This window comes from Streptomyces sp. NPDC029041 (assembly GCF_040637515.1).
Taxonomy (GTDB): Bacteria; Actinomycetota; Actinomycetes; order Streptomycetales; family Streptomycetaceae; genus Streptomyces.
The window spans coordinates 1-24,534 of sequence record NZ_JBEZWO010000023.1; the positions used below are offsets into that span (position 1 = coordinate 1).

Consider the following 24,534-nt stretch of genomic DNA (forward strand, 5'->3'; position numbering starts at 1 on the left):
AGTGCCCTCGGAGCGGGGGAAGAACTCGTACCAGGAGCCGTACAGGGCCCGCTCGCGCTCCACGAGCAGCGGCAGCGGCTCGCTGCTGGTGACCAAATCCCGCAGCGGATGCCGGGCCAGGACCGCGTCCACCTCCGGCGTCAGCGCCGCCGCCAGACGAGACGCCGGGGACAGCGAGTCGTCGCGCAGGGTCTTCGCCGCAGCGAGCAGCACGGTGCGGCCGGCCTCCTTCGGCACGCCCGCCGCTGCCCGTCGGTACAGTTCCGCGCCCTCTTCCAGGACCAGGCCCGGGTCGATGCCCGCCGGGATCTTGATGCCCGCCGTATGGCGCCAGGTGGCCACCGGATCGCTCCAGGCCTCCACCCGGTACGACCAGTGGCCCACGGCGTTCGCGGTGACCTCGGCGCCCCATCGGTCGCTTCCGGGGGCGAGCTCGCGCATAGGCGTCCACGGCCCGGGGCGGCCCTCGGGGTCCTTCAGGACGACATTGGCGGCCACCGCGTCGTGCCCCTCCCGGAACACGGTGGCGGTGACCTCGAACGTTTCACCCACGACCGCCTTCGCCGGCCGGTTGCCGCTCTCCACGGCCGGGCGGACGTCCCGTACCGGGATACGGCCGATGGCCCGGGTCCTTCTCATGGTCCTCACCTCCAGCGTGCTCGAAAGCCGGGCCGCGGGGCCCGGTGGGGGGACGGGATGTGCGGGAAGGCCGTTACCTTCCCGCCGGGGATCTGTGCTCGGTGGCCGGGGGTCTGCGCTCCGCCGCCGTGGGCCTGCGTCGGACCGCCGTGGCCGGACGAGTCCGTTCGCCGGGTTCCTGCAGACAGGTGACGTGCTGCTCCTGGAGGCAGGTGATCTGCTGTTCCTGCAGGTAGGTGACGTGGTTCGTGCGCAGGTACCGCTCGGCCGCGTCCGCGGCCTCGCGAGCGCAGCGCTTTCCCATCAGCACACAGAGCGTGTAGCCGGAGTCCTCGAACGTGGTCCGCACCGTGCGGTCGTTCGGTGCCGCGAGCATCACGCGTTCCCAGGCCCGGTAACGCCGCAACTGCCGGGCGACTTCGGCTTTGGCGGGTAGCAGCATGGCGCCGATCACCTTTCGGGGCTCGAGGGGCACGGTCTCCCGACGGTCGGACGGCGGCCGTGCGCACAGCGGCACGGATCCGTGACGGCGATCGAGTTCTTCACACATGGTGCATGTGTGGCGACGCAGCGTCTTGTTGGATCTTCAACCAGTGGCGGTTCTCCTGGGCCGTTCGGGCCACTCGAACGCGCTCACTTGTGTGTATGTCCACCTCAGCTGTGCGCTCGTGTTGCACGAACGGGCTATCACCCTCAGGCTGAGTGTGACTCAGAAGCGATGGACGCTCACGTTCCGTGTTCGGGGCTCGTCCCGCAGACCGCGGGAGCGAGAAGGAGCTGAGCTTCGCGGTGAGGAGCCGACCGATGAAGACCGCAGTGCCCTGCTACTACCACCTCGACGTGGAAGTCAGCCCGGAACGGGTGGGACAGGTCAGCCGCATTCTGGCCGCTCACCTGAAGTTCTGGGACCTGGACAACCTGGTCCAGCCCGTCTGCGGCGGTGCCGAGATGCTGCTCAAGGCCATCGACGAACACGCCACGGACAAGAACACGTCGATCGAGATGTGGTGGAACGGGCAGCACCTGATCACCGCCATCGGGGACAACGACCGCGCCCTGCGCCCCGACCAGGAGCTGCGAGGCTGCCTGGAGCACCTCGCGGCCATGAGCGACGGCTGGGGCTGCTGCGCGACCGAGACCGGCAGCAAGGTCATCTGGTTCTCGCAGCGCGCCCGCGCCGGTGAGCGCGTCCCGCTGGTGCCCACCGCCCCCGCCCCGCGCGAGAGCGAGGGCCTCGACGTGCCCCGTGAGGAGCGGGTCGCGCAGCTGGCCGGTCCGGCCGACGTCCTGCTGGAGGACGCGCGGTGACGCGCCGGCCGTCGAGGAAAGGGGCGTCCGCCTGGGGCGGGCGCCCCTACCCTCTGGGGGCGGACTTCGACGGGGAGGGCACCAACTTCGCGCTCTTCAGCGAGGTCGCCGAACGCGTCGAGCTGGTCCTCGTCGACGACGACAACACCCACACCCACGTGCCGCTGAACGAGGTCGACGGCTTCGTGTGGCACGGCTACCTCCCCGGCGTCGGGCCCGGCCAGCGCTACGGGTACCGCGTACACGGGCCGTGGGCCCCGGCCGCGGGGCACCGCTGCAACCCGGCAAAACTGCTGCTCGACCCCTACGCCCGTGCGGTCGACGGACAGATCGACAACCACCCTTCGCTCTACGAACGCAACCCCGACGGCCCCGACCCGGCCGACAGCGCCGGGCACACGATGCTCGGCGTGGTGACCGACCCGGCCTTCGACTGGGGCGACGACGCGCGGCCCGGCCGGCCCTACGCCGACACCGTGATCTACGAGGCACACGTCAAGGGCATGACCCGCACCCATCCCCAGGTGCCCGAGGAACTGCGGGGCACCTACGCCGGACTGGCCCACCCCGCGGCCGTCGAGCACCTGACCTCCCTGGGCGTCACCGCCGTGGAGCTGATGCCCGTTCACCAGTTCGTCCACGACGGAGTGCTGCACGACCGCGGACTGGCCAACTACTGGGGCTACAACACCATCGGCTTCTTCGCGCCCCACAACGGCTACGCCGCCCACGGCACGCGCGGCGAGCAGGTCGCCGAGTTCAAGCAGATGGTGAAGACCCTGCACGCGGCCGGTCTCGAGGTGATCCTCGACGTGGTCTACAACCACACCGCCGAGGGCAACGAGAGGGGGCCCACGCTGTCCTTCCGGGGCATCGACAACTCCTCGTACTACCGCCTGGTCGACGGCGACTGGGGGCACTACTACGACACCACCGGCACCGGTAACAGCCTGCTGATGCGCCACCCCTACGTCCTCCAGCTGATCATGGACTCGCTGCGGTACTGGGTGACCGAGATGCACGTCGACGGCTTCCGTTTCGACCTCGCGGCGACGCTGGCACGGCAGTTCCACGAGGTGGACCGGCTGTCGGCGTTCTTCGACCTCATCCAGCAGGACCCGGTCATCAGCCGTGTCAAGCTGATCGCCGAGCCCTGGGACGTCGGCGAGGGCGGCTACCAGGTGGGCAACTTCCCGCCGCTGTGGTCGGAGTGGAACGGCATGTACCGCGACGCGGTCCGCGACTTCTGGCGCGGTGAGGACCACACCCTCGGCGAGTTCGCCTCCCGGCTCACCGGCTCCTCCGACCTGTACCAGCACAGCAGGCGCCGCCCTCGCGCCAGCGTCAACTTCGTCACGGCGCACGACGGCTTCACCCTGCGCGACCTGGTGTCCTACAACGACAAGCACAACGACGACAACGGCGAGGACAACCAGGACGGCGAGAGCACCAACCGGTCCTGGAACTGCGGCGCCGAGGGGGCGACCCGCGACCCGGCCGTGCTGGAACTGCGCACGCGTCAGCAGCGCAACTTCCTCACCACGCTGCTGCTGTCCCAGGGCATCCCGATGCTCTCCCACGGGGACGAACTCGGGCGCACCCAGGGCGGCAACAACAACGCCTACTGCCAGGACAACGAGACCTCCTGGATCGACTGGCGGCTCACCGGAGAGCAGCGCGATCTGCTGGAGTTCACCCGGTACGTCATCCGGCTGCGCACCGAACATCCCGTGCTGCGTCGGCGCCGCTTCTTCCGCGGCGAGACCCTGACCCGGGCGGACCAGCCGCTGCCCGACCTGGTGTGGCTCGCGCCGGACGCCCGCGAGATGACCGACGACGACTGGCAGCGCGGCGACGCCCACTCCGTCGGTGTCTTCCTCAACGGCGACGCCATCGCCGAACCCGACACGCGGGGGCGCCCGGTCGTCGACGACTCGTTCCTGCTGCTCCTCAACAGCCACTGGGAGCCGGTCGGCTTCCGCCTCCCGAACGCCTCCTACGGCGAACGCTGGAAGGCCCTCATCGACACCGCCGATCCGGAGGGCACCCCGGACGAGTCCGAGCACAAGGCGGGGGCGGGCCTCATCGTCGACGCCCGCAGCCTGGTCCTGCTGTCCCGGCCGTCCAGGGCGTCACGGGCGTCACGGGCGTCGCACGAAAGCGAGTGACAGGGAGGATCAGCGGTCGCGGCGCGCGGTCACCGTGAACTGCGCGCCGTCATGGTCGCGCAGCACCGCTTCGTCGCTGCCCTTGGACAACACGCTGCCGCCGTGGAGTTCCGCCGCCCGGGCGCAGCCCTCCACGTCGTCGACGGAGAAGTGGACCTGCCAGTGCGGCCGGATCGCGGGGTCGGGGGCCGCTTCCAGGGCCCCCGACTCGATCCGCGCCACCACGTCCCCGCGACTGCGCAGCACGACCTCGCCGCCCTCGTAGTGGACCTCGCAGCAGCCCGGCCGCTCGGTCGCCCATTCGAGGATCTCGCCGTAGAAGATCGCCGCGTCGAAGGCGTCCCGGGTGTGGAGCGTGATGAAGGCCGGCTGCGCGTTGCGCCAGGTCTCCCAATCGGTGAAGAGGTCACCCTCCCAGATGCCGAAGGTCGCCCCGTCCCGGTCGGCCAGCAACGCCGCCCGCCCGGGCGGCAGGGAGATCGGCCCTACCGCGACCGTACCCATGCGCTCCTGCACCCGGGCCGCCGCTTCGTCCGCGCTGCGCACCGCGAAATACGGCGTCCATGCCACCGCCATCTGCCACATGGTCGCCACCCCGGCGATGCCGGCCACCGGCGAGCCGTCCACCAGCGCGATCCGGAACCGGTCGCCCAGCTTGGCAGGGCGCCACTGCCAGCCCAGCACGGCACCGTAGAACTCCTCGGTCGCCTTGACGTCCCGGCTCGTCAGGCTCACCCAGCAGGGCGCGCCGAACACGGAGTGTGATGAGACGACGTCCTTCGTGCCGGAGGAGGTGGGCATGTCGTGGTTCATGGCAGTCGCGTCCTGATCTCGTCGGCCTGGCAGCCACCGGAGGATTGACACCAGTGTCCAACCGGAACCGCTGTGGGCGCCTGCCGAGTACCCCGGCGAGGCCGCCGAAACGGCGTCCGGCCTGGTCCGCCCCGGTGGCACCGGGCGGACCGAGTGACGACGATGGATGGGTCGGACACTGCGTCAAGGTACTCAAGCATCCGGAGGGACCTCGGGCGCAGCGGCGCACCGGACCCGGAGGTGACCATGCCCACGGACGGGGGCTCGGATCGGATCCTCGAACTCCAGGAAGAGGTCCAGCAGCTGAAGGAGGCGGTCGTCTCCCACGCCGTCGTGGACCAGGCGATCGGGATGGTGGTGGCGCTCGGCCGGATCTCACCCGATCAGGGGTGGGCCGTGCTCAAGGAGGTCTCCCAGCACACCAACATCAAGCTGCGCAACGTCGCCGAGCTGATCCTCGTCTGGGGACGCACGGGCCTGATGCCCGAGGAGATCAGGGCCGCGCTGGAGGACGCTCTCGATCGCGCCGGGCCGACGCAGATCCCCGGATCACCGCCGGAGGGGTGATCCGGGGACGCACGGGGGGCCTGTCGCTCCCGGGCCTCACCTGGCCTCGGCGAGCAGCTCCTCACGCAGATGGGCGAAGCAGCTGCTGAGCAGCCTGGAGACGTGCATCTGCGAGATGCCGAGCTGTTCGGCGATACGGCTCTGCGTCATGCCCTTGAAGAACCGCAGATAGAGGATGATCCGTTCGCGCTCCGGCAGCGCCTCGAGGCAGGGCCGTACGGCCACCCGGTTCACGACGATGTCGAAGGCCGGGTCGGGCCCGCCGAGCGCGTCGCCGAGGGCGTAACCGTCGGTCCCGGGCATCTCCGCCTCCAGCGACAGCGCGGAGAAGCACTCCAGGGCCTCCATGCCGGTGCGGACCTCACCGTCGGTGAGCTGGGCGAACTCGGCGATCTCGGCGACCGTGGGGGCGCGCCCCGGGGTGGTCTGGGACAGCTCCTTGGCGGCGTGCCGCACCCGGTTGCGCAGGTCCTGGACCCGGCGGGGCACGTGCAGCGTCCACATGTGGTCACGGAAGTGGCGCTTGATCTCGCCGGTGACCGTCGGCACCGCGTACGCCTCGAAGGCGTTGCCACGGGCCGGGTCGTAGTGGTCGACCGCCTTCACGAGGCCGAGAGCCGCCACCTGGTAGAGGTCTTCGAGGGACTCGCCGCGGCCACGGAATCGCACGGCGATCCGCTCGGCCATGGGAAGCCAGGCCTCGACCAGCTCGTCCCGCAGGGCCTTGCGCTCGGGCCCCTGGGGCAGCCGCGCCAGGCGCGCGAAGGCCGCCGCGGTGTCGGGGGCGTCGTCGTGGGGGTGCGTTCGGGTGCTGCCGGCGATACGCATGGTGCGCACCTCCCTGAGCAGGTGCTGAATAGGGACAGACACCGTGGGAAGCGCGGCCTCGGACCTCACGGAAAGCACCGGGAGTCCGGGCGACCGGCTCCCCACATACGTGCCTCCTGTCCGAAGCACTGACAATTCAGACAATACGGCATTTGGGGGATGTGGGCGCCCTCAAGGTCGCTGTCCTTTCGGGAACGTCTCTTGACCTGCCTTGACCTGCCTTGACCTCGCCTTGGACCGATTACCTCTGTGACAGAGCTAATCTCGGCCGCATGGAGCCGGAGACCTTCCCGGAAGAACTGGCCGACGCGCTCGTGGGTGTTCAGCGGCTGATCCGACGGCGCCTGCGGCGGCAGATGCCCGACCCGCGATTGCGTGGTGCCGAGGTGGAACTGCTCCGCCTCGTTATGGCGCGGCCCGGCGTCGGCATCTCCGACGCGGCCAGGGACCTCGGTCTGGCGGCCAACTCGGTGTCCACCCTGGTCAACCGGCTGGCGAGGGCCGGCTACCTGACCCGCGAGACCGACCCCGCCGACCGGCGGGCCGCCCGGCTGCTGCCCACCGCGGCCGCCGGGGAGCGACTGGGCGAGTGGCGAAGACGTCGCGCCGAGCTCGTACGCCGCCAGGTCGCACGCCTCGACGCAGCGGATCGCCGGGCGCTGCACGCCGCTATCCCGGCCCTGCGCAAACTGGCCGACACCCTGCACGAGGAGGCCGAGGAATCATGACACGGGAACCTGCCGCGCCCCGGGCCGGCGAACCCGTTCCGCGGGTCGACGCTTCCGGTTCGCGGGCGGACGGGCCCGGCCTCAGGGCCGGCGCACTCGGTTCGCGGGCCGACGAGCCCGTTCCGCGGGTCCAGGCGCCCGGTTCTCCGGCCGACGAGCCCGGACTCCGGGCCAACGATCCCGTTCCGCGGACCGAAGCACCCGGCCCCCGGGCCGAGGCCGTCGCCTGCACCGGGCTCGTCCACGCCTTCGGCGACACCAACGCCGTGGACGGACTCGACCTCACCGTCCGGCAAGGTGAGGTCTTCGGCCTGCTCGGACCCAACGGCGCGGGCAAGACCACCGCCATCCGCTGCATCACCACCCTGCTGCCCGTCCCCGCCGGCATGGTCCGCGTCCTCGGCCACGATGTCGCCCAAGACCGCATGGCCGTACGCCGCCTGCTCGGCTACGTGCCGCAGCAACTGTCCGCGGACGCCGGACTCACCGGACGGGAGAACGTCGCCCTGTTCGCCCGGGTCTTCGACGTGTCCCGCGCCGAGCGCGCCGAGCGCGTCACCCAGGCGCTCGCCGCCGTCGACCTCACCGACGCCGCCGACCGGCTGGCCGCCACGTACTCCGGCGGCATGGTCCGCCGGCTCGAGCTCGCCCAGGCGCTGGTCAGCGCCCCCCGGCTGCTCATCCTCGACGAGCCCACGATCGGCCTCGACCCGATCGCCCGCACCGGTGTGTGGGAGCACATCGGCGCCGTCCGCGAAGCCACCGGCATGACCGTGCTCGTGACCACCCACTACCTGGACGAGGCCGACCAGTACTGCGACCGGGTCGCCCTGATGCACCGCGGCCGGATCAGGGCCCTCGGAACCCCGGCCGAGCTCCGGGAAGGGCTCGGCGCCCGCCGCCGTGCCGCGGGCGCGGCCCAGAACGCGCTGCCGACGCTGGAGGACGTCTTCCGGGACGTGGCCGGCAGCGGTCTCGACGACGAGGCAGGAGATTTCCGCGATGTCCGAAGCGCCCGCCGCACCGCGCGCCGTGTCGGCTGACCCCGCCCGCGCCCACGGCATCGACCTGCTGCTCAAACCCCCGGCGCCCCGAGCCGGTTGGCGCCTGCTGCCCGCCCGCGTCGGCGCGATGTGCGCGGTCGAACTGCAGAAACTGCGCCACGACCGCACCGAGTTGTACACCCGCGCGGTCCAGCCGGCCCTCTGGCTGCTGATCTTCGGTCAGACCTTCACCCGCATCAAGGCGATCCCCACCGGCGGCATCCCCTACGTCGACTTCCTCGCGCCCGGCATCATCGCCCAGTCCGCGATGTTCATCGCCATCTTCTACGGCATCCAGATCATCTGGGAGCGCGACGCCGGTGTCCTCAACAAGCTCCTCGTCACCCCCACTCCACGGTCGGCCCTGATCACCGGCAAGGCCTTCGCGGCCGGGGTGAAGTCGCTCGTCCAGGCCGTCGTGGTGCTCCTCATCGCGGCACTGCTCGGCGTGGCCCTGACCTGGAACCCGCTCAAGCTGATCGCCGTCGCCGCGATCGTAGTCCTCGGGTCGGCCTTCTTCTCCTGCCTGTCGATGACCATCGCCGGCATCGTCCTCAGCCGTGACCGCCTCATGGGCATCGGCCAGGCGATCACCATGCCGCTGTTCTTCGGCTCCAACGCCCTGTACCCGGTGTCCGTGATGCCGGGCTGGCTCCAGGCCGTCAGCACGGCCAACCCGCTCAGCTACGAGGTGGACGCCCTGCGCGGCCTCCTCCTGGGCACGCCCCACCATCTGGCGTCCGACTTCGCGGTGCTGCTCGTCGCCGCCGCACTCGGCGTCACCGCGGCCTCGGCCCTGCTGGGCCGTCTGGCCCGTTGATCTTCACTCGTGGAAGTGATGTGCGGCACGCCCGGGCAAGCGCTTTCACCCGCTCTTTCCGGATAACCGCTGGGCACGGCTTGATCACCGATCAAAAAGGATGAACTGCCAGGCCACAGCGCATTCTGCTCATTTGACAGTGCGCTGAGACCACAGATAGGAAGCAGCTTCCAGAGGTCGAGAGGGTGCAGCGTGTACGAGCCGAACGTGGTCGGGGACTGGCAGGAGTACGACGAGCATGCCGGTCTGCGCGTCCGCGTCCACCGTCTGGAACCGGCCGAGCCGCCCCGCGGCCGGGACGACGCCGCCGAGGGGCTGACGTACTTCTGCCTCCGCGTGACGGTCGAGAACCGCGGCAGCCGTCATCTCGGCGTGCACCTGGAGGACGGCCAGATCGACGTCCGCCTCGGTCCGGACGGGGAGAGCGCCTTCATCGACTGGCGCAACTCGCAGTTCATCGAGGGCTTCGACGTCTACCCCCTGCGCAGGGCCACCGCCGTGCTGTACGCGGCCGGCGCCGAGGCGTCCCTGAGTCTGGTGGACGTCCAGGTGCAGTTGCGCGTCGAGGAGGAGTGGACCGAACGCCGGCTGTGGTCGGGCGGCATCGGCGCGCACGAGGGGGTCGTCGGCGGTCAGCAGGGCGCGGTGCGGGACAGCCTGGCGCACCAGGTGAGCGTCTTCCTGAGGGACCAGGCGGAGGAAGGCACCGCCTGATCCGGCGTCAGGGCGTCGCCCGTCTCCCTGCGGGATGCCGTCGCGCTGCGGGCTGCCGTCTCAGTGCGGGATGCCGTCGATGATCTCGCGGGCACCCTGACGCAGCAGGGCCACGGCGACCGAGGTGCCGAGGGTGGCCGGGTCGAGCCGGCCCGCCCACTCGTGGGCGTTGAGCCGCGTCTTGCCGTCCGGGGTGAACACACAGGCCCGCAGGGAGAGTTCGCCACTGCGGTCCACCTGTGCGAACCCGGCGATGGGGCTGTTGCAGTGTCCCTGGAGCACGTGCAGGAACATGCGCTCGGCGGTGGTCTCCCGGTAGGTGTCCGGGTCCCCGAGACCGCTCACCGCGTCGATCAGCGCGGCGTCGTCCTCGCGGCACTGCAGCGCCAGTACGCCGGCGCCGATGGGTGGCATCATCGTCTCCGTCGACAGGACCTCGCTGATCACGTCCTCACGGCCGATGCGCTCCAGGCCGGAGACCGCGAGCAGCAGGGCGTCGGCCTCCCCGGCGGCCAGCTTCGCGAGCCGCTTGTTGGCGTTGCCCCGGAACGGCACGCACTCCAGGTGGGGATGCGTCGCGGCCAGCTGCGCGACGCGGCGCACCGATGAGGTGCCGATCCGCGTCCCGGCCGGCAGTTCGTCCAGGGTGAGCCCGCCGGGGTGGATCAGGGCGTCGCGGATGTCGTCCCGCTTCAGGAACGCGGCGAACACCGTGCCCGCCGGGAGCGGCCGGTCGGCGGGCACGTCCTTCACGCAGTGCACGGCGAGGTCGGCCTCACCGGCCAGCAGCGCCGCGTCGACCTCCTTGGTGAACGCGCCCTTGCCCTCGACCTGGGACAGATCGCCCAGCCACTTGTCACCGGTGGTCTTCACCGGAACGACCTCGGTGCGCACTCCGGGATGGGCGGCGGCCAACTCGGCCCGGACGCGCTCCACCTGGGCGAGGGCCATGGGGGAGTCGCGGGAGACGATGCGAATCAGTTCGGGGACGGACATGCGGACACGATAGACCCTCTCGCGGGGGCGTTCGTGCCGAACCTCCCCCGACCGCCGGGCGGGGAACGCCAGTTCGGTGCGAGCGGACCACCCCGCGGCACGGCGTTCGCCTCGCGGTGTGCCGGGCCCCGCCGGAAGACGGACCCGGCCGGAGCTCAGCGGCCCCGGCCGGACCCACGGGCGTCAGGCGTACGGGTCGAAGGCGATGCCGGAGGGCTTGGCCTTCGCGAGGTGGTTGGCGAAGTTGCCGTCCTTCAAGCCGAAGTTGGCGCTGCCGAAGTCGTACGACGTGAGCTTGTCGCGCACTCCGGCGGGGTAGCCGTTCCAGCCGACCAGCGCCGGGTACTGCCAGGTGCGTTTGTGGTTCTCCGGCGGCTCGTCGTTGGCGTTCGCGGCGCGGAAGCAGTGCGTGCTGATGCCGTCCTTGTGGTAGACGATCTTCGCGTGCGTGCCGTCGAAGCGGATCGCGGAGGCCGCGTGCACGGTGAACCCGCCGTGGTTGGACGTCGAGACGTACTTGACCTGGTTGTCCTGCACGAACACCGCGACGTGTTCGAAGTCGTGCCGGTGGCCTCCGATGCTGCTGCCGGCCACGGCCTGGTCCTTCTCGAAGTAGAGGGCGTACAGGATGGCGCACCAGCCGTTGTTGCACGTGGAGCGCGCGTAGCCGTTGGTGTTGTCGAGGTCCGAGGCGTCCCGGCAGTTGCCGTTCAGGGCGCCGGTCGGATTGAGCCCGCCGTTCACGGTGCCGTCGGGGCCGATCGCGGGCGTGGAGTAGCAGCCGTCCGTGTCGTAGTCGTAGGCCGGCTGGTACGTCTGCTCCAGCGCGTCCGCGTGGGCGGGCAGGGCCGACGGCGGGGCGGCGTGGGCCGTGGCGGGGACCGCGAGGACGAGAGCGGCGGCACCGGCCGCTCCGGTGAGCCATCTCCTGCGGTGGCGGGCGAACGGGCGTGACGACACTGCGTCCTCCTTGGTCCGGGCGCAGCCCAACGGCTGTGGGGGGAAAGGGACGTTCAGCTTCCAGGCTGAACGCGTCCATGCCAAGAGGCGCGAAGGATCTCAACAGTGAATCGCAGCCCAACAGTTGGCAGGCGGCCGTCGTTTCAGACCAGGTCGTCCGGGATGTCCGCCGCCGCGTCCTCGGGTGCCAGGTCGGGCCGGAGGCGCAGCCAGGACGGCTGCCTCAGCAGGCCCTCCCGGGTGCGGGTGCTGTAGCGGACCTCGCCCACCAGGCGGGGCACCACCCAATGCGCCCCCGGAGCGCGCGGGGCGGGGTCGAAGGGGCAGACGCCGGTCGCGGCGGCCCGCAACAGCGCGGCGAGTTCCGCGCGTTCGGCCTCGCTCCAGCCGGTGCCGACGCTGCCGACGTAGCGCAGCCGTCCCGCGGCGCGCTGCCCGACCAGCACCGCGCCCGGCAGGCCGGTGAGCCGTCCCTTGCCGGGCTGCCAGCCGCCGACCAGGACGTCCTCGGTGCGCATGTTGCGGATCTTGATCCAGGCCCGGGAACGCGTCCCCGGTTCGTACACGGAGTCCAGCCGCTTGCAGACCAGGCCCTCCAGCCCGTGCTCCCGGGTGGCGCGCAGGGCCTCGGCGCCGTGGCCGACGAGCGCCCGCGGGGTCGACCACGAGGGTCCGGCGAGGCCGAGGTCCTCGAGCGTCGTGCGGCGGCGTGCGTAGGGCAGCCGCAGGAGGGAGTGGCTCTCCAGATGCATCACGTCGAACAGCACGAGATGAACCGGGACCTCCGCCGCCCGCCGCGCGGCCCTGGCGGGTGCGTGGGCCAGGCCCATGCGGGACTGCAGCAACTGGAAGCTGGCGCGGCCCTCGGCGTCCAGGGCCATGATCTCGCCGTCCAGTACGGCGGCCGTGGTGCCAAGGGCGGTGCCGAGCGGCCGGAGTTCGGGATAGGCGGCGGTGATGTCGTCCCCGGAGCGGGCGCGCAGCAGCACACTGCCGTCCCCGGGCAGATAGGCCACCACCCGCTGGCCGTCCTGCTTGGTCTCGTAGGCCCACCGCGCGTCCTGAGCGGTGGGTGGCAGGGTGCCGGACGTGGCGAGCATGGGCGGGATCAGCGGCAGTTCCACGGGTGAGGTGTCGACGGACCGGCCGCTTCTCACGCGTGTTCTCCGGCTGTTTCCCCTGAACGGCGCCGCCCCCGGCAGGAGCGGCGAACCGAGCGAATCACCGGCTCCCCGGCCCCTCCGCGAAAGTGATCGATATCGAGCGCGCGCTCACCCCATCACCCGCCTGAGCACCCGCGCCCGCCGGCGCGACCGGCTGATGGCTCAGGCGGGCGTGCCGCTGGACCGCGTCGCGGCCGGGACGGCCTGATTCCAGGTCACCGTTCGGCCCGGTCGCGCGAATCCGCCCGCACGGCGTCCACCGTCGGCGCCGGTTCGCGCAGCCCGCACAGCAGCAGCCTGCCGAGCGGCAGCAGGGCCGACCGGAGGGACGTCGCGTCGGCCGGCGCCCCGAGCGCGGGGGCCGCGAGGCAGCCGACGCTCACGGTGAGTCCCAGCGTGACCCCGCTCGCGGTGCCCACGCGACGCGGAAGGAAATCCTGACCCAGGGTGATGTGCAGCGAGAACGGCACATAGAGCCCCGCCGACGTCAGCGCCACGAACAAGTACACCGGCGGCCCGGGCACCAGCACCGGCCCGGCCACGGCCAGGACCGTCAGCGCGTACGACCGGCCCTGGCCCGCTTCCGGTGATCCGCCGGACTGTGCCGAACATCCGCCACAGCCCGGTCGCTCCCACCCGCGCCCAGCGGCTCACCGCCGGTGACCGCATCGACGCGCACCGGCACGACGACCACCAGATCGTCTACGCGGGCTACGGCGTCGTCGCCGTCACCACCGACGCGGGCACCTGGTTCGCCCCGGGCACCCGCGCCATCTGGGTCCCGGCCGGAGCCGTGCACGCCCACCGCGCCCACGGCCGGCTCGACCTGCACCTGGTCGGCCTGCCCGCCGGCGACAACCCCCTCGGCCTGGACCACCCGGCCGTCCTCGCCGTCAGCCCCCTGCTACCACCCGGCTGCAGAGCGCCACCGGCTGCGCGCCGTCCTGCGCGACCAGCTGCGGGTCTCGCCCCAGCAACCCCTGCGCCTGCCCACTCCCGCCGACTCGCGGCTGGCCGCCGTCTGCGCGTTCGTGCACGCCGACCCGGCCGACGCGCGCACTCTCGCCGAGCTCGGCGAGGCGACCGGGGCGGGGGAGCGGACCCTCAGCCGGCTCTTCCGCCGCGAGTTCGGCATGACCTTCCCGGCAGTGGCGCACCCAGTCGCGGCTCTACCACGCCCTGCGGATGCTCGCCGACGGCCTGCCCGTCACGACCGTGGCCCACCGCTGCGGCTGGTCCTCCACGAGCGCCTTCATCGACGTCTTCCGTCGGTGTTCCGGCTACACGCCGGGCCGCCACCACCAACGCTCGCGGGACCCGGTGAACTGACCTGGCTACCGGGCGGTAATAATGCGCGGCAGGCCTTCAGAGGAGGAACCGTGCCCCGGTCCGAACGCTCACCCCTGCTGCTCGCCGGCCTGCTGGCCACCGCGGGCGTCGCCCACTTCGCCACCCCACGCCCGTTCGACGCGACCATCCCGCGCGCCCTGCCCGGGACGCCCAGGGCCTGGACCTACGCGAGCGGCGCCGCCGAGCTCGCACTCGCCGCCGGCCTGGCGCTGCCGCGCACCCGCAAGGCCGCCGCCCTGGCCACGGCGGCCTTCTTCGTCGGGGTGTTCCCCGCCAACGTCAAGATGGCCGCCGACTGGCGCCACCGCCCCACCCCCCAGAAGGCCGCCGCCTTCGGACGCCTGCCCCTGCAGGTGCCCCTCGTGCTCTGGGCCCGCGGTGTGGCTCGCAAGACGGAGGGCAGCTCGTGACCGCGCGCGTGGAGACCGGGGACACGGTCGAGGACTTCGCCCTGCCCGACGAGACCGGGTCCGTGCGCAGTCTGTCCGGGCTGCTCGCCGAGGGCCCCGTCGTGCTCTTCTTCTACCCGGCCGCCCTCACCCCGGGCTGCACCGCCCAGGCCTGCCACTTCCGCGACCTCGCGGCCGAGTTCGCCGCCGTCGGAGCGCGCCCCGTCGGCATCAGCGGTGACCCCGTCGAACGGCAGCAGGAGTTCGCCGGACGCCACGGCCTCGGCATGCCGCTGCTGTCCGACGCCGACGGGGCGGTCCGCGAGCGGTTCGGCGTGAAGCGCGGCTTCTCGCTGGCACCCACCAAGCGCACCACGTTCGTCATCGCGCAGGACCGCACCGTCCTCGACGTCGTCCGCAGCGAGCTGCGCATGAACGCACACGCCGACCGGGCCCTCGCAGCGCTGCGCGCCCACCGGGCCTGACTCCGTCCCGAATGCCCCGTCGCGGTTGATAGAGGGCGGCAAAGGGATAATCCTGGACGATATGGAGGACTCCTCCGCTGCTGCGATCATCGACGCCCGCGGCATTCTGACGGGGTGGAGCGAGGGTGCCCAGCGCCTGACCGGCTACCCGGCCGAGGAGGCCGTGGGCCGGTCCGTGCGGGAACTGCTCGCCGAGGACGTGCCGGCCGAGGCGGTGTCCGCGCGGTCGGGCACCGTCATGGTGCGGCACCGCGACGGTTACCTCGTCGGGATCCGTGTCAGCGCCTGCGCCGTGTCGGGCCCGGACGGGACAACGGGCACCTATGTGATCACCGCCGCGCCACCCGGCCGTGAGGAGACGTCCCTGGCAGGCCGGGCCTTCCAGCAGGCGTCCATGTCGATGTCCGTCTTCGACACCAGCCAGCACTATCTGCGGCTCAACGAAGCTGCCTGCCACGTGATGGGCGTGCCCGAGGAGGCCCTGCTCGGCCGGCATTTCCCGGAGACCGTGGGAGAGGCCGAGCACATGCGTGGCTTCAACTGGCATCTCCGGCACGTCGTGGAGACGGGCCGACCGGTGCGTTACGAGAGCTACACCGGTGCGCCGGCCCTGAACCGGGAGCACGCCTGGGTCACCGAGATGTGGCCGGTCCGGGACGCCGCCGGCGCCCTCGTGGGGACCGCCCTGGCCGCGTTCGACAGCACCGAGCAGTACTGGGCCCGGCAGCGGCTGGCCCTCCTCAACGAGGCCGCTGCCGCCATCGGCACCACATTGGACGTGGTCCGCACGGCCGAGGAACTGATCGAAGTCGTGGTGCCCCGCTTCGCGGACTTCGCGAGCGTGGACCTGTTCGACTGGGTGCTCGGCGCGGACGAGCAGCCCTTGGCGCCCGCCGAGGAGATCACCCTCCGGCGGGTCGCGCACGGCTCCGTCACCGAGGGCACCCCCGAGGCGGCCGTGCATCTGGGAGAAGTGGACGTCTACACCGCGTTCTCGCCGATCGCCCGGGCCCTGCGGGAAGGAGGAGCCGTCCTGAGCCAGGCAGGGGAACCTGCCTTCATGCGCTGGGTCGCCGAGCGCAACTCCCGCGCCCCGGAAGGACGCCCTTACCGTACGGGAGCCCATTCCATGATGGCCGTACCGCTGCGGGCCCGTGGCACCACACTCGGTGTCGCCGTGGCCGTGCGCGTGGCGAAGCCGGAGGACTACGCCGCCGACGACGCCGTGTTCGCCGAGGAACTCGCCAGCCGGGCCGCGGTCTGTGTCGACAACGCCCGCCGCTTCGCCCGCGAGCGCACCACCGCCCTCGCCCTCCAGCACAGCCTGCTGCCCAGGGGCCTGCCCGGACAGGCCGCCGTCCAGGTGGCCCACCGCTACCTGCCCTCCGGCTCGGCCGCCGGCATCGGCGGCGACTGGTTCGACGTGATTCCACTGTCCGGCAGCCGCGTCGCACTGGTCGTCGGGGACGTCGTGGGGCACGGGATCCCCTCGACGGCGACCATGGGCCGGCTGGTCACCGCCGTCCGCACCCTCGCCGACGTCGACCTGGCGCCGGACGAGCTCCTCACCCACCTCGACGACCTGGTCACCCATCTCGCCTCGGACGACCAGGGCGACGACGTCGCCGAACTCGGCGCGACCTGCCTCTACGCCGTCTACGACCCCGTCACACGCCGTCTCAGCCTGGCCGCCGCCGGGCACCCCGCGCCCGCGCTGGTGCTGCCCGACGGGTCCGCCCGGCTGATCCCGATGAGCGCGGGACCCCCACTGGGCGTGGGCGGGCTGCCGTTCGAGGCGACGGAGCTCCAGCTGCCCGAAGGCTCCGTCGTCGCCCTCTACACCGACGGGCTGGTCGAGGACCGTGACCGCGACGTCGACCACGCCACCGCAGAGCTGTGCCGCGCCCTGACCGTGCCCGCCGACTCGCTGGACGCCCTGTGCGACACCGTACTGAAGGCCGTACTGCCCGAGGAGCCCGGCGACGACGTGGCCCTGCTGCTGGCCCGGACCCGGGCGCTGGGCGCCGACCAGGTCGCCACCTGGGACGTCACTCCCGACCCCGCGGAGGTGGCCGCCACCCGGCAGGCCGCCACCGACCAGCTCACCGCGTGGGGCCTCGACGAGACGGCCTTCGTCACCGAACTCGTCGTCAGCGAACTGGTCACCAACGCCATCCGGTACGGCGCCCCGCCCATCCAGCTCCGCCTGATCCGGGACCAGACCCTCATCTGCGAGGTGTCCGACGGCAGTTCCACCTCCCCGCACCTGCGGCGGGCCCACCAGGACGACGAGGGCGGCCGCGGCCTGCTGCTGGTCGCCCAGCTCACCCAGCGCTGGGGCAGCCGCCAGACCACCCGGGGCAAGACCATCTGGTGCGAACAGTCGCTCACGCCGCAGTTCTGACCGGCCCGGCAGTTCCGGCCGGCCCGGTCGCCCGGAGGCGGCCTTCGCCGCTCACTCAGGGGCCGCAGCCGCGTCCGACGCGACCTGGGCGAGTGTCCGGCCGGACAAGGCCGAACGGGCGCGACGCGGATCGGGAGCCCCGTGCGCACGGGCCGCACCCCCCGCCCGCTTCACCAGCAGCCAGGCCTCCTCACCGTCACCGTCCCGGCCGCTGCGGAACCGGGTCAGGGCGTACTCGCCGTGCAGCTTGGAACCGCTCAGCCGGAACGTGGCGTGCCCGCGCTCCAGCGATTCCGCGAAGTCGACGGGCCTGCCCTTGCGGTCGTGGCTCAGCGGCTCGTACGTGCCGTGGTCCCAGACGATCACCGTGCCGCCGCCGTACTCGCCGGGGGCGATCACTCCCTCGAACTCCTCGTACTCCAGCGGATGATCCTCCGTGGGCACGGCCAGGCGTTTGTCCTTGGGGTCCGCCGAGGGGCCCTTGGGGACGGACCAGGACTTCAGCACGTCGTCCACCTGCAGCCTGAAGTCGAAGTGCATCGTGCTCGCGTCGTGGATCTGCACCACGAACCGGGGATCGCCGCCGGGCGGCGCTCCACGTCCCCGGGGCTCCCCGGTTCGGCCGAAGTCGCGCTTGCCGCGGTAGTCCCGCAGCCGGTCCCGCTCAGCCACCTGCGGCTCCTTCCTGCCTGGCGCGCCCCGGGTACCCGTCAGAACTCCTCGTGCACCTCGGGGTCGGCGCCGACCCTGCGCTGCGGCCTGTCCGCGACGGCCCGCATCTCCTCCTCGCTCAGCTCGAAGCCGAAGACGTCGAGGTTGGCGCGCTGCCGCTCGGGGTTGGCCGACTTGGGGATCGGCACCGCTCCGAGCTGCGTGTGCCAGCGCAGCACGACCTGCCCCGGCGACACCCCGTGCGCCCCGGCGATCCGCGCCACGGCGGGATCCTCCAGCAGGGGCGTACCCGGGCGCAGCGGACTCCAGCTCTCGGTGACGATGCCCTTGCCCGCGTGGAAGGCGCGCAGGTCGTCCTGCGGCAGCAGGGGGTGCAGCTCGATCTGGTTGACCGAGGGCAGCACCCCCGTCTCCTTCTCCAGCCGCTCGATGTGCCCGGCCGTGAAGTTGGAGACGCCGATCGAGCGGACGAGCCCCTCCTCGCGCAGCTTGATCATGGCCCTCCAGGAGTCGACGTACCGGTCCACGCGCGGCAGCGGCCAGTGGATCAGGTACAGATCGACGTACTCCAGGCCGAGGCGGGCCCGGGACTCCTCGAAGGAAGCGAGGGTCTGCTCGTAGCCGTGGTGCCGGCCCGGGAGCTTCGTCGTCACGACGATCTCCTCGCGCGGCACCACCCCGGAGGTCACAGCGCGGCCGACCCCCGTCTCGTTGCGGTAGTTCGTCGCCGTGTCGATCAGGCGGTAGCCCGCTTCCAGTGCCGAGAGCACCGCCTGCTGCGCCTCGTCGTCACCCAGCGGCCAGGTGCCCAGCCCGAGAGCGGGGAGCGCCGTACCGTCGTTGAGCGTGTGCGTCGGGATGCTGATCACCGTCGGACCTTCCCTTTGGCTGTGCGCGGGGTGTGTCGTCCCCCCAGCGTCACGCACGGGGTGAGCAATGATCAACCGTGACGCGACGCCTCACGCACGGTGCCCGGTTGCCGGCGGAGCCGCACGAGGCGGGTGAGGCGTGGTCGCCTTCGGCGGAGATCGCTGTCACGATCTCCGGGACGGCAACCACGCCCACGACCAGCGGAGTGCTCATGACGACGGATGGCCGGACGACGGACGAGGCCGCGCGGGAGGCCGGGGTGGAGGTGAAACCGGTCGCCGGGTACATCGGCGCGGAGATCGGCGGGGTCGATCTGGCTACCGACCTCGACGACGCGGTGGTCGCCGCGATCCGGGCGGCGGTGCTGCGGTGGAAGGTGGTGTTCTTCCGGGGACAGCGGCTGGACCACGCCGGGCACGTGGCCTTCGCGCGCCGGTTCGGCGAGACCGTGGTGCTGCCCCGGCGGGGCAAGGCCTCGCCCCCGGACTTCCCCGAGATCGAGACGACCGCGGACCGGCTGGAGCTGGGCGGGCGGTTCGGGATGGAGCACGACGAGTGGCTGCGGCGCCGCCGCCACACCCTGCTGCGCGGCTGGCACTGCGACCACGGCGCCCGGGTCGACCCGCCGGCCGCGACGATCCTGCGCGCCGAGACCGTGCCGCCCTACGGCGGCGACACGACCTGGTCGAACCTGGCGGCGGCGTACGCCGGACTCTCCGCGCCGCTGCGGCAGTTCGTCGACGGACTGCGGGCCGAGCACCGGCTCGGCGTCGGCTACCAGCCACGGCCCGGCGACGACGCGTACGTCCGGCACCTGCTGGACCGGCAGGTCGCCGCGGTGCACCCCCTGGTGCGCGTCCACCCGGAGACGGGCGAGCGGATCCTGTACGTCAACGGCTACTACGTCGAGCAGATCGACGGTCTCTCCCGGCCCGAGAGCGGCGCGATCCTGGAGATGCTGCTGGAACAGGCGGTCCGGCCCGAGTACACGGTCCGGTTCCGCTGGGAGCCGGGCAGCGTGGCGTTCTGGGACAACCGTGCCACCATGCACCTCGCGCCCGGCGACACCGCCCGTCTCGATCACCCCCGGATCATGCACCGCGTGATGCTCGCCGGGGACGTGCCCGTCGGGGTGGACGGCAGGCCGTCGGAGCCGGTCACCGGGACCACCCCCGGCCGGTGGTGACCCCGGCCCCGGGCGGACGGTCACTCCGCTGACGTGGGGCGGTCGCGCTGCTTGGCCATGAAGCGCGCCTTCTTCTGACGATTGCCGCACGTGTTCATGTCACACCACTTGCGGGTGCGGCTCCGGCTGGTGTCGAAGAAGGCGGCCCGGCACGTCGGTGAGGCGCACAAGGCCAGTTTCCCGTCTCGCTCGCCGGCGATGATGCCGATCGCGTCGGCGGCGATCACGCCGAGGGCATCCTCCACGCAGGAAGCCGAGCCGAGCCGCCATCGCCGCTCGCCCTCGGGGGTGAGGATCGCCGAGGCCCGGCCCCGAGTGCTGCAGTCATTGATGATCCTGACCGCGGACGCGGGGAGAGGGTCCTGGAGCGCGGCGGCTGTCGCGGCGGCGTGGATCGACTCCCTCAGCCGCCTGGCGACGTCGAGCTGAGCGGTGGTGCAGGAGTCCACGGCGAGGCCGTTCACCCCCAGCCAGTCGACGAGTCGTCGCGGCGTGGGAATGCGCTCCACCGCCTCGCCGTGACGCTCCGACAGGGTCCCCGTGAAGCTGGTCGCCAGCACACTGCCGAGGCGGAAGTCAGGGAACTCACCACGCATGGAACCACCTTAGCGGGTTGCGGCGTGGTTCCGAGGGCTGTTAGAACCGTCTTAGCCGGTTCCGCGATGGCCTGGAGGTCTCATGCTCCGTCCGAGCAGCGATGTGCAAGCGTTTGAAGCTCACGCCACCGACGCCGACCTCGACGATCTGCGCGCGAGACTGGCCGCCGCGCGCCTGCCGGAGGCCGAGACGGTCGATCGCGCCGCGCCCGGCCCGAGGCGATGGGGGCAGGGCGTGCCGCTCGCCGACCTCGTCGATGTCGTCGACTACTGGCGCACCGGGTACGACTGGCGGTCCTTCGAAGAACGCCTCGACGGGATCGGCCAGTTCCGCACGACCATCGACGGTCTGGCCATCCATTTCCTGCACCGCCCATCCCCACGTGCGGACGCCACTCCTCTGGTCCTGACGCACGGCTGGCCGGGCAGCATCGCCGAATTCGTCGACGTGGTGGACGCATTGGCACAACCGGGTGACCCGGACGCACCGGCGTTCCACGTCGTGGTCCCGTCGCTGCCGGGCTTCGGTTACAGCGACAAGCCGACCGCCACCGGGTGGGGAGTCGAAAAGATCGCGGCCGCATGGGTGGAACTGATGGAACGGCTCGGCTACAGCAGGTTCCTGGCCCACGGCGGCGACTGGGGAGGCAACATCACCACGGTCCTCGGCGGCAGGTTCCCGGAGCACGTTCTCGGCATCCACACCACGTTCGCCGAGGGGCCGCCCGGGCTGACGACGGACGGGCTGACGGCGGTCGAGCGTGAGTGGGCCGAGGACACCCGCCACTTCTGGCGTCATCGAGCGGCCTACGCGAAGCAGCAGGCGACCCGGCCGCAGACCATCGGCTACTCCCTCGTCGACTCCCCGGTCGGGCTGCTCGCCTGGATCCTCGACAAGTTCGGCGAGTGGTCGGACACCGAGGACAGCCCGTTCGAGACGATCTCCAGGGACCGCATCCTCGACGACGTCACCCTGTACTGGCTGACGCGGACCGGCGCGTCCGCAGCCCGCATCTACTACGAAAGCCACAACTCGCTCGACCCCGGACTGCGGGTCGACGTCCCGTCGGCCATCACCATGTATCCCCGCGACGTCGAGAAGTGCCCGCGCCCCTGGGCGCAGAAGCGGTACCGGCGGATCGTCCGATGGTGTGCGCCCGAAAAGGGGGGCCACTTCCCGTCGCTGGAGGTCCCCGGGTATTTCGTCAAGGACCTGCAAGAGGGCCTCGCGGCTGTGCTGGCCGCCCATCGGTGAACGTGGTTCTCAACCGCTCCGGGGCCTCCCGCCCGCCCGGAGCATCTGGCTCGCGGCCAGCTCGCGATAGAGGTCACTGCTGACCAGCAAGTCCTCGTGGCGTCCGCCGGCAACCGTGCGGCCGTCACGGAGCAGCACGATGTGGTCGGCGTGCTGCACGGTGGACAGACGGTGGGCGATGACCAGCAGGGCGCACTCCTGGGCGACGTCCTTCATGACGGTGGTGAGCGCCGATTCGTTGATCGCGTCGAGGTGCGAGGTGGGCTCGTCCAGCAGGAGGAGCGCGGGCCGGGCCAGCAACGCGCGTGCGAGTGCGACACGCTGCCGTTCGCCGCCGGAGAGGTTGCAGCCGTGTTCCCCGATGACGGCGGCCAGGCCCCCGGGCAGCCGGTCGACGACCTCTTCGAGCCGGGCCAGTTCGACGACGCGGCCGATCTCCGCATCCGTGGCCTCGGGTACGGCGTAAGTGATGTTGTCGCGCAAGGTGCCGTGGACCACATGGGTCTTCTGGTCGACCACGGCGATGCCCCGGCGGCAGTCACCTCGTGTGAGTTCGGCCGCCGGCCGCCCGTCGAAGAGCAAGGTGCCCGCATCCGGCTCGTAGAACCTCGCCACCAGGGCGAACACCGTGCTCTTGCCGGCTCCGGACGGGCCCACCAGGGCCACGTGCCGGCGCTGCGGGACGGTGAACGACACACCGCGCAGGACCGGCCGCCGCGGGTCGTAGCCGAAGTGCACGTCGCTCAGGGCGAGGACGGGCTGTTCTGCCTGGCCGACCGCACGAGTCCCGGCCGGTCCGGTCGGCTGCGGTGCGGGTGGGCGGTCCGTCGGGTTCCGGGGCGCGGTGGGTTCCACGGGGAGGCGGAGTGCCTCGTCGATGCGCTGGTAGGCGCCCATCCCGCGCTGGACGAGGCCCACCGCGCGGAAGACGGAGGACAGCGGCAGGACGAGGTACGAGGCGTACAGCAGGAACGCGACGAGATCACCCAGGGAACCGGCATGGCCGCCGACGCGCAGGCCGCCGACGACCAGGACGATGAGAAAGGATCCCTGGACGGCGAGTTCGACGGCGGAGCTCATCACGGAGGCGAGCTTCGCGGTGCGCACCCCCGCGCCGTACGCCGCGTCCACGCGGCCGCCGATGCCGGTCGCCTCCCGCTCCTCGGCCCGGTGCACGCGGACCATCGGCAGGGCGCTCAGGGCGCGTTCGAGATCGGCGGCGACGGCACCGACCGAGCGCTGCATGTGTTCCGAGGCGTTCCTGATGCCCGTGAGCAGTGAGGCGACCACCACGGCCGACGCCGCCACGGTCACGACGACCAGCAGCAGCAGCACCGGGTCCAGCCACGCCATGAGGGCGATCGCCCCCACCGCGACCAGGCTTCCCGTCACGAGGTCGACCAGGGCCTGGGAGACGACCTCCCGCAGCAGGGTGGTGTCGGCGGTCACCCGGGAGATGAGGTCGCCGCTCCGGTGGCGGTCGTACTCCCTCATCTCCAGGCGGAGCAGCCGGCCCACCAGCCCGTGCCGGAGCTGGCGTACGACGCCTTCGCCCATCCGTTCCAGAAGGAAACGCCCCGTCGCCCCCGTCGCCGCCTCGAGGACGAACAGCGCGCCCAGGAGGGCCAGCAGCGGCCAGATGAGCTGTCCGCGGCCGCTCGCGTCCACGACGTGCCTGGCGACGAGCGGCTGGGCCAGTCCCAGGGCGGATCCGATCAGCGTCAGCACGCTGGCGACGGCGATGGCACCGCGGTGCCCGGCGGTGAGCCGGTACATCGTGGCCACCGCAGCCACGGTGGACCTACTGGCTCTGGCTTCGGCTTCGGAGTCGGCCGCGGCATTCGCGGCCCGGCCACCGTGCGGGACCGTCGCGCCGGTCATCGGTCGGCAGGACCCGACGGCGGGGCGACGGCCACCAGCCGGGCGAAGTAGCCCTGCGGGACTCCCTCGCCGACGGGCCGGCCCTCCGCCTCGATCCAGGCGTGCGCCGTGAACGGCGGGGTGACCCGTACGCCGGTGCACCAGGTCGGCCAGGTTCCGCCGAGCCGGCACAGCAGCGCCGCTCCCAGGGACCGTGGCAGGCATCCCTTCGGCCCGGCGCAGAGCAGGCTGACGGCGCACATGGCGTCGCGGGCGTTCTGGGCCTGCCCGGTGCTCGCCGGTGCGGCGCCGCGCCGCAGGATGCCGAGCGCCGTGCGGATGTGGCGGGGCGGCAGCAGAGCGAGGACGACGGCGGGGAGCAGGACGAGGCGGGCGGCCGTGCGCCGGACCAGGGGCACACCGGTGGGCCGCTCCAGCGCGCTGGGCGTCGTCATGAGGCGAGCCCCGACGCGCGCAGCTCGCGGACGAGTGTCTCGACGTCCTGGAGGGCTTGCGACCGGTCGATGTCGAACTCCCGGACCAGGGCGGCGGCCGCGTCCGCCTCCTCGCCGCCGTCCAGCAGCGTGCGCACCACCAAAGTGGCCGTCGGGTTCAGCTCCCAGTAGGAGCCGACCTGTTCGTCCAGCAGAACTGTGCCGTAGTCGGTCTCGGCCGTGGAGACGTTGTCGCCGAACCGCAGGGGCATGGGGAGGCCTTTCT

The 24,534-nt window shown here is 71.9% G+C and carries 25 protein-coding genes and 3 pseudogenes; 14 read left to right on the forward strand and 14 right to left on the reverse strand.

Annotated elements, in window-relative coordinates:
• Together AB0F04_RS36120 and AB0F04_RS36125 are read right to left on the reverse strand one after the other, a co-directional pair.
• A partial coding sequence (locus tag AB0F04_RS36120; RefSeq protein ID WP_362050118.1) for a maltotransferase domain-containing protein occupies positions 1 to 639 on the reverse strand: 639 nt, incomplete at its 3' end.
• 73 nt (positions 640 to 712) lie between these two features.
• A complete protein-coding gene (locus tag AB0F04_RS36125) occupies positions 713 to 1,081 on the reverse strand; it encodes a DUF5133 domain-containing protein (RefSeq protein WP_362050120.1) in 369 nt (122 codons plus the stop codon).
• A gap of 362 nt (positions 1,082 to 1,443) precedes the next feature.
• Here AB0F04_RS36125 and AB0F04_RS36130 point away from each other — a divergent pair, with 362 nt between their 5' ends.
• Together AB0F04_RS36130 and glgX are read left to right on the forward strand one after the other, a co-directional pair.
• Complete coding sequence (locus AB0F04_RS36130; RefSeq protein WP_362050123.1) at positions 1,444 to 1,947, forward strand: pep a2; 504 nt, start codon at positions 1,444 to 1,446, stop codon at positions 1,945 to 1,947.
• On the forward strand, positions 1,944 to 4,115 hold the full coding sequence (gene glgX, locus AB0F04_RS36135; RefSeq protein ID WP_362050126.1) for a glycogen debranching protein GlgX: 2,172 nt from the start codon (positions 1,944 to 1,946) through the stop codon (positions 4,113 to 4,115). Before AB0F04_RS36130 ends, glgX begins: the two co-directional genes overlap by 4 nt.
• Positions 4,116 to 4,124: 9 nt before the next feature.
• On the opposite strand, the gene AB0F04_RS36140 is transcribed toward glgX, so the two are convergent.
• A complete protein-coding gene (locus AB0F04_RS36140; protein ID WP_362050129.1) occupies positions 4,125 to 4,928 on the reverse strand; it encodes a VOC family protein in 804 nt (267 codons plus the stop codon).
• 246 nt (positions 4,929 to 5,174) lie between these two features.
• On the opposite strand from AB0F04_RS36140, the gene AB0F04_RS36145 reads away from it, so the two are divergent.
• Positions 5,175 to 5,495 (forward strand): ANTAR domain-containing protein, encoded by a 321-nt coding sequence (locus AB0F04_RS36145; protein WP_362050132.1) that lies wholly within the window; start codon positions 5,175 to 5,177, stop codon positions 5,493 to 5,495.
• A gap of 36 nt (positions 5,496 to 5,531) precedes the next feature.
• On the opposite strand, the gene AB0F04_RS36150 is transcribed toward AB0F04_RS36145, so the two are convergent.
• On the reverse strand, positions 5,532 to 6,323 hold the full coding sequence (locus tag AB0F04_RS36150; RefSeq protein ID WP_362050135.1) for an RNA polymerase sigma factor SigF: 792 nt from the start codon (positions 6,321 to 6,323) through the stop codon (positions 5,532 to 5,534).
• Between the two features lie 272 nt (positions 6,324 to 6,595).
• Here AB0F04_RS36150 and AB0F04_RS36155 point away from each other — a divergent pair, with 272 nt between their 5' ends.
• From AB0F04_RS36155 to AB0F04_RS36170, 4 genes are all read left to right on the forward strand, one after another.
• Entirely contained in the window at positions 6,596 to 7,051 is a 456-nt protein-coding gene (locus AB0F04_RS36155; RefSeq protein WP_362050138.1) for a helix-turn-helix domain-containing protein, read from the forward strand.
• Positions 7,048 to 8,094 carry an ATP-binding cassette domain-containing protein gene (locus tag AB0F04_RS36160; RefSeq protein WP_362050141.1) on the forward strand — a complete coding sequence of 349 codons (1,047 nt, stop codon included), beginning with the start codon at positions 7,048 to 7,050 and terminating at the stop codon, positions 8,092 to 8,094. The genes AB0F04_RS36155 and AB0F04_RS36160 overlap by 4 nt, the downstream gene beginning before the upstream one ends.
• Entirely contained in the window at positions 8,054 to 8,914 is an 861-nt protein-coding gene (locus AB0F04_RS36165) for an ABC transporter permease (protein ID WP_362050144.1), read from the forward strand. The genes AB0F04_RS36160 and AB0F04_RS36165 overlap by 41 nt, the downstream gene beginning before the upstream one ends.
• 192 nt (positions 8,915 to 9,106) lie before the next feature.
• The gene (locus tag AB0F04_RS36170; RefSeq protein WP_362050147.1) at positions 9,107 to 9,628 is read left to right on the forward strand and encodes a hypothetical protein; all 522 of its coding nucleotides are present in this window, start codon (positions 9,107 to 9,109) and stop codon (positions 9,626 to 9,628) included.
• 60 nt (positions 9,629 to 9,688) lie between these two features.
• Here the strand turns inward: AB0F04_RS36170 and hemC are convergent, their stop codons facing one another.
• The 3 genes from hemC to ligD all read right to left on the reverse strand — a co-directional run bounded on the left by hemC (position 9,689) and on the right by ligD (position 12,708).
• Positions 9,689 to 10,624 carry a hydroxymethylbilane synthase gene (gene hemC / locus AB0F04_RS36175; RefSeq protein WP_362050150.1) on the reverse strand — a complete coding sequence of 312 codons (936 nt, stop codon included), beginning with the start codon at positions 10,622 to 10,624 and terminating at the stop codon, positions 9,689 to 9,691.
• Between the two features lie 183 nt (positions 10,625 to 10,807).
• A complete protein-coding gene (locus AB0F04_RS36180) occupies positions 10,808 to 11,584 on the reverse strand; it encodes an NPP1 family protein (protein ID WP_362050153.1) in 777 nt (258 codons plus the stop codon).
• A 143-nt stretch (positions 11,585 to 11,727) separates the two neighbouring features.
• A complete protein-coding gene (gene ligD / locus AB0F04_RS36185; RefSeq protein ID WP_362050325.1) occupies positions 11,728 to 12,708 on the reverse strand; it encodes a non-homologous end-joining DNA ligase in 981 nt (326 codons plus the stop codon).
• A gap of 125 nt (positions 12,709 to 12,833) precedes the next feature.
• On the opposite strand from ligD, the pseudogene AB0F04_RS36190 reads away from it, so the two are divergent.
• A pseudogene (locus AB0F04_RS36190) lies at positions 12,834 to 12,940 on the forward strand (MarR family transcriptional regulator); the annotation flags it as partial.
• Between the two features lie 22 nt (positions 12,941 to 12,962).
• Here AB0F04_RS36190 and AB0F04_RS36195 read toward each other — a convergent pair.
• Positions 12,963 to 13,313 (reverse strand): annotated as a pseudogene (locus tag AB0F04_RS36195) (MFS transporter); the annotation flags it as partial.
• Positions 13,314 to 13,348: 35 nt separating this feature from the next.
• On the opposite strand from AB0F04_RS36195, the pseudogene AB0F04_RS36200 reads away from it, so the two are divergent.
• From AB0F04_RS36200 to AB0F04_RS36215, 4 genes and pseudogenes are all read left to right on the forward strand, one after another.
• Positions 13,349 to 14,076: pseudogene (locus AB0F04_RS36200) on the forward strand (helix-turn-helix transcriptional regulator).
• A gap of 50 nt (positions 14,077 to 14,126) precedes the next feature.
• Positions 14,127 to 14,507: a DoxX family protein gene (locus AB0F04_RS36205; protein ID WP_362050155.1), complete on the forward strand. Its 381-nt coding sequence runs from the start codon at positions 14,127 to 14,129 to the stop codon at positions 14,505 to 14,507.
• Positions 14,504 to 14,971 (forward strand): peroxiredoxin, encoded by a 468-nt coding sequence (locus AB0F04_RS36210; RefSeq protein WP_362050158.1) that lies wholly within the window; start codon positions 14,504 to 14,506, stop codon positions 14,969 to 14,971. The genes AB0F04_RS36205 and AB0F04_RS36210 overlap by 4 nt, the downstream gene beginning before the upstream one ends.
• 61 nt (positions 14,972 to 15,032) lie before the next feature.
• Complete coding sequence (locus AB0F04_RS36215; protein WP_362050162.1) at positions 15,033 to 17,375, forward strand: SpoIIE family protein phosphatase; 2,343 nt, start codon at positions 15,033 to 15,035, stop codon at positions 17,373 to 17,375.
• Positions 17,376 to 17,426: 51 nt separating this feature from the next.
• On the opposite strand, the gene AB0F04_RS36220 is transcribed toward AB0F04_RS36215, so the two are convergent.
• The gene (locus AB0F04_RS36220; RefSeq protein WP_362050165.1) at positions 17,427 to 18,047 is read right to left on the reverse strand and encodes a DNA polymerase ligase N-terminal domain-containing protein; all 621 of its coding nucleotides are present in this window, start codon (positions 18,045 to 18,047) and stop codon (positions 17,427 to 17,429) included.
• A gap of 38 nt (positions 18,048 to 18,085) precedes the next feature.
• Positions 18,086 to 18,916, reverse strand: a complete 831-nt coding sequence (locus AB0F04_RS36225; RefSeq protein ID WP_362050167.1) for an aldo/keto reductase — start codon at positions 18,914 to 18,916, stop codon at positions 18,086 to 18,088.
• Between the two features lie 212 nt (positions 18,917 to 19,128).
• Here AB0F04_RS36225 and AB0F04_RS36230 point away from each other — a divergent pair, with 212 nt between their 5' ends.
• On the forward strand, positions 19,129 to 20,103 hold the full coding sequence (locus AB0F04_RS36230; RefSeq protein WP_362050170.1) for a TauD/TfdA family dioxygenase: 975 nt from the start codon (positions 19,129 to 19,131) through the stop codon (positions 20,101 to 20,103).
• Between the two features lie 20 nt (positions 20,104 to 20,123).
• Here the strand turns inward: AB0F04_RS36230 and AB0F04_RS36235 are convergent, their stop codons facing one another.
• Positions 20,124 to 20,699: a CGNR zinc finger domain-containing protein gene (locus AB0F04_RS36235; protein WP_362050173.1), complete on the reverse strand. Its 576-nt coding sequence runs from the start codon at positions 20,697 to 20,699 to the stop codon at positions 20,124 to 20,126.
• 82 nt (positions 20,700 to 20,781) lie between these two features.
• On the opposite strand from AB0F04_RS36235, the gene AB0F04_RS36240 reads away from it, so the two are divergent.
• Complete coding sequence (locus AB0F04_RS36240; RefSeq protein ID WP_362050176.1) at positions 20,782 to 21,954, forward strand: epoxide hydrolase family protein; 1,173 nt, start codon at positions 20,782 to 20,784, stop codon at positions 21,952 to 21,954.
• 9 nt (positions 21,955 to 21,963) lie between these two features.
• Here the strand turns inward: AB0F04_RS36240 and AB0F04_RS36245 are convergent, their stop codons facing one another.
• The 3 genes from AB0F04_RS36245 to AB0F04_RS36255 form a co-directional block, all read right to left on the reverse strand.
• A complete protein-coding gene (locus tag AB0F04_RS36245; protein WP_362050328.1) occupies positions 21,964 to 23,730 on the reverse strand; it encodes an ABC transporter ATP-binding protein in 1,767 nt (588 codons plus the stop codon).
• 101 nt (positions 23,731 to 23,831) lie between these two features.
• Positions 23,832 to 24,269 (reverse strand): lasso peptide biosynthesis B2 protein, encoded by a 438-nt coding sequence (locus tag AB0F04_RS36250; RefSeq protein WP_362050179.1) that lies wholly within the window; start codon positions 24,267 to 24,269, stop codon positions 23,832 to 23,834.
• On the reverse strand, positions 24,266 to 24,520 hold the full coding sequence (locus tag AB0F04_RS36255; protein ID WP_362050182.1) for a lasso peptide biosynthesis PqqD family chaperone: 255 nt from the start codon (positions 24,518 to 24,520) through the stop codon (positions 24,266 to 24,268). The genes AB0F04_RS36250 and AB0F04_RS36255 overlap by 4 nt, the downstream gene beginning before the upstream one ends.
• Positions 24,521 to 24,534 lie beyond the last annotated feature (14 nt).

Coding starts and splice junctions, on each gene's coding strand:
- AB0F04_RS36125 (WP_362050120.1), bottom strand. CDS start 1,081: ATGCTGCTACCCGCCAAAGCCGAAGTCGCCCGGCAGTTGCGGCGTTAC.
- AB0F04_RS36130 (WP_362050123.1), top strand. CDS start 1,444: ATGAAGACCGCAGTGCCCTGCTACTACCACCTCGACGTGGAAGTCAGC.
- AB0F04_RS36140 (WP_362050129.1), bottom strand. CDS start 4,928: ATGAACCACGACATGCCCACCTCCTCCGGCACGAAGGACGTCGTCTCA.
- AB0F04_RS36145 (WP_362050132.1), top strand. CDS start 5,175: ATGCCCACGGACGGGGGCTCGGATCGGATCCTCGAACTCCAGGAAGAG.
- AB0F04_RS36150 (WP_362050135.1), bottom strand. CDS start 6,323: ATGCGTATCGCCGGCAGCACCCGAACGCACCCCCACGACGACGCCCCC.
- AB0F04_RS36155 (WP_362050138.1), top strand. CDS start 6,596: ATGGAGCCGGAGACCTTCCCGGAAGAACTGGCCGACGCGCTCGTGGGT.
- AB0F04_RS36160 (WP_362050141.1), top strand. CDS start 7,048: ATGACACGGGAACCTGCCGCGCCCCGGGCCGGCGAACCCGTTCCGCGG.
- AB0F04_RS36165 (WP_362050144.1), top strand. CDS start 8,054: ATGTCCGAAGCGCCCGCCGCACCGCGCGCCGTGTCGGCTGACCCCGCC.
- hemC (WP_362050150.1), bottom strand. CDS start 10,624: ATGTCCGTCCCCGAACTGATTCGCATCGTCTCCCGCGACTCCCCCATG.
- AB0F04_RS36215 (WP_362050162.1), top strand. CDS start 15,033: ATGGAGGACTCCTCCGCTGCTGCGATCATCGACGCCCGCGGCATTCTG.
- AB0F04_RS36230 (WP_362050170.1), top strand. CDS start 19,129: ATGACGACGGATGGCCGGACGACGGACGAGGCCGCGCGGGAGGCCGGG.
- AB0F04_RS36235 (WP_362050173.1), bottom strand. CDS start 20,699: ATGCGTGGTGAGTTCCCTGACTTCCGCCTCGGCAGTGTGCTGGCGACC.
- AB0F04_RS36240 (WP_362050176.1), top strand. CDS start 20,782: ATGCTCCGTCCGAGCAGCGATGTGCAAGCGTTTGAAGCTCACGCCACC.
- AB0F04_RS36245 (WP_362050328.1), bottom strand. CDS start 23,730: ATGTACCGGCTCACCGCCGGGCACCGCGGTGCCATCGCCGTCGCCAGC.
- AB0F04_RS36250 (WP_362050179.1), bottom strand. CDS start 24,269: ATGACGACGCCCAGCGCGCTGGAGCGGCCCACCGGTGTGCCCCTGGTC.
- AB0F04_RS36255 (WP_362050182.1), bottom strand. CDS start 24,520: ATGCCCCTGCGGTTCGGCGACAACGTCTCCACGGCCGAGACCGACTAC.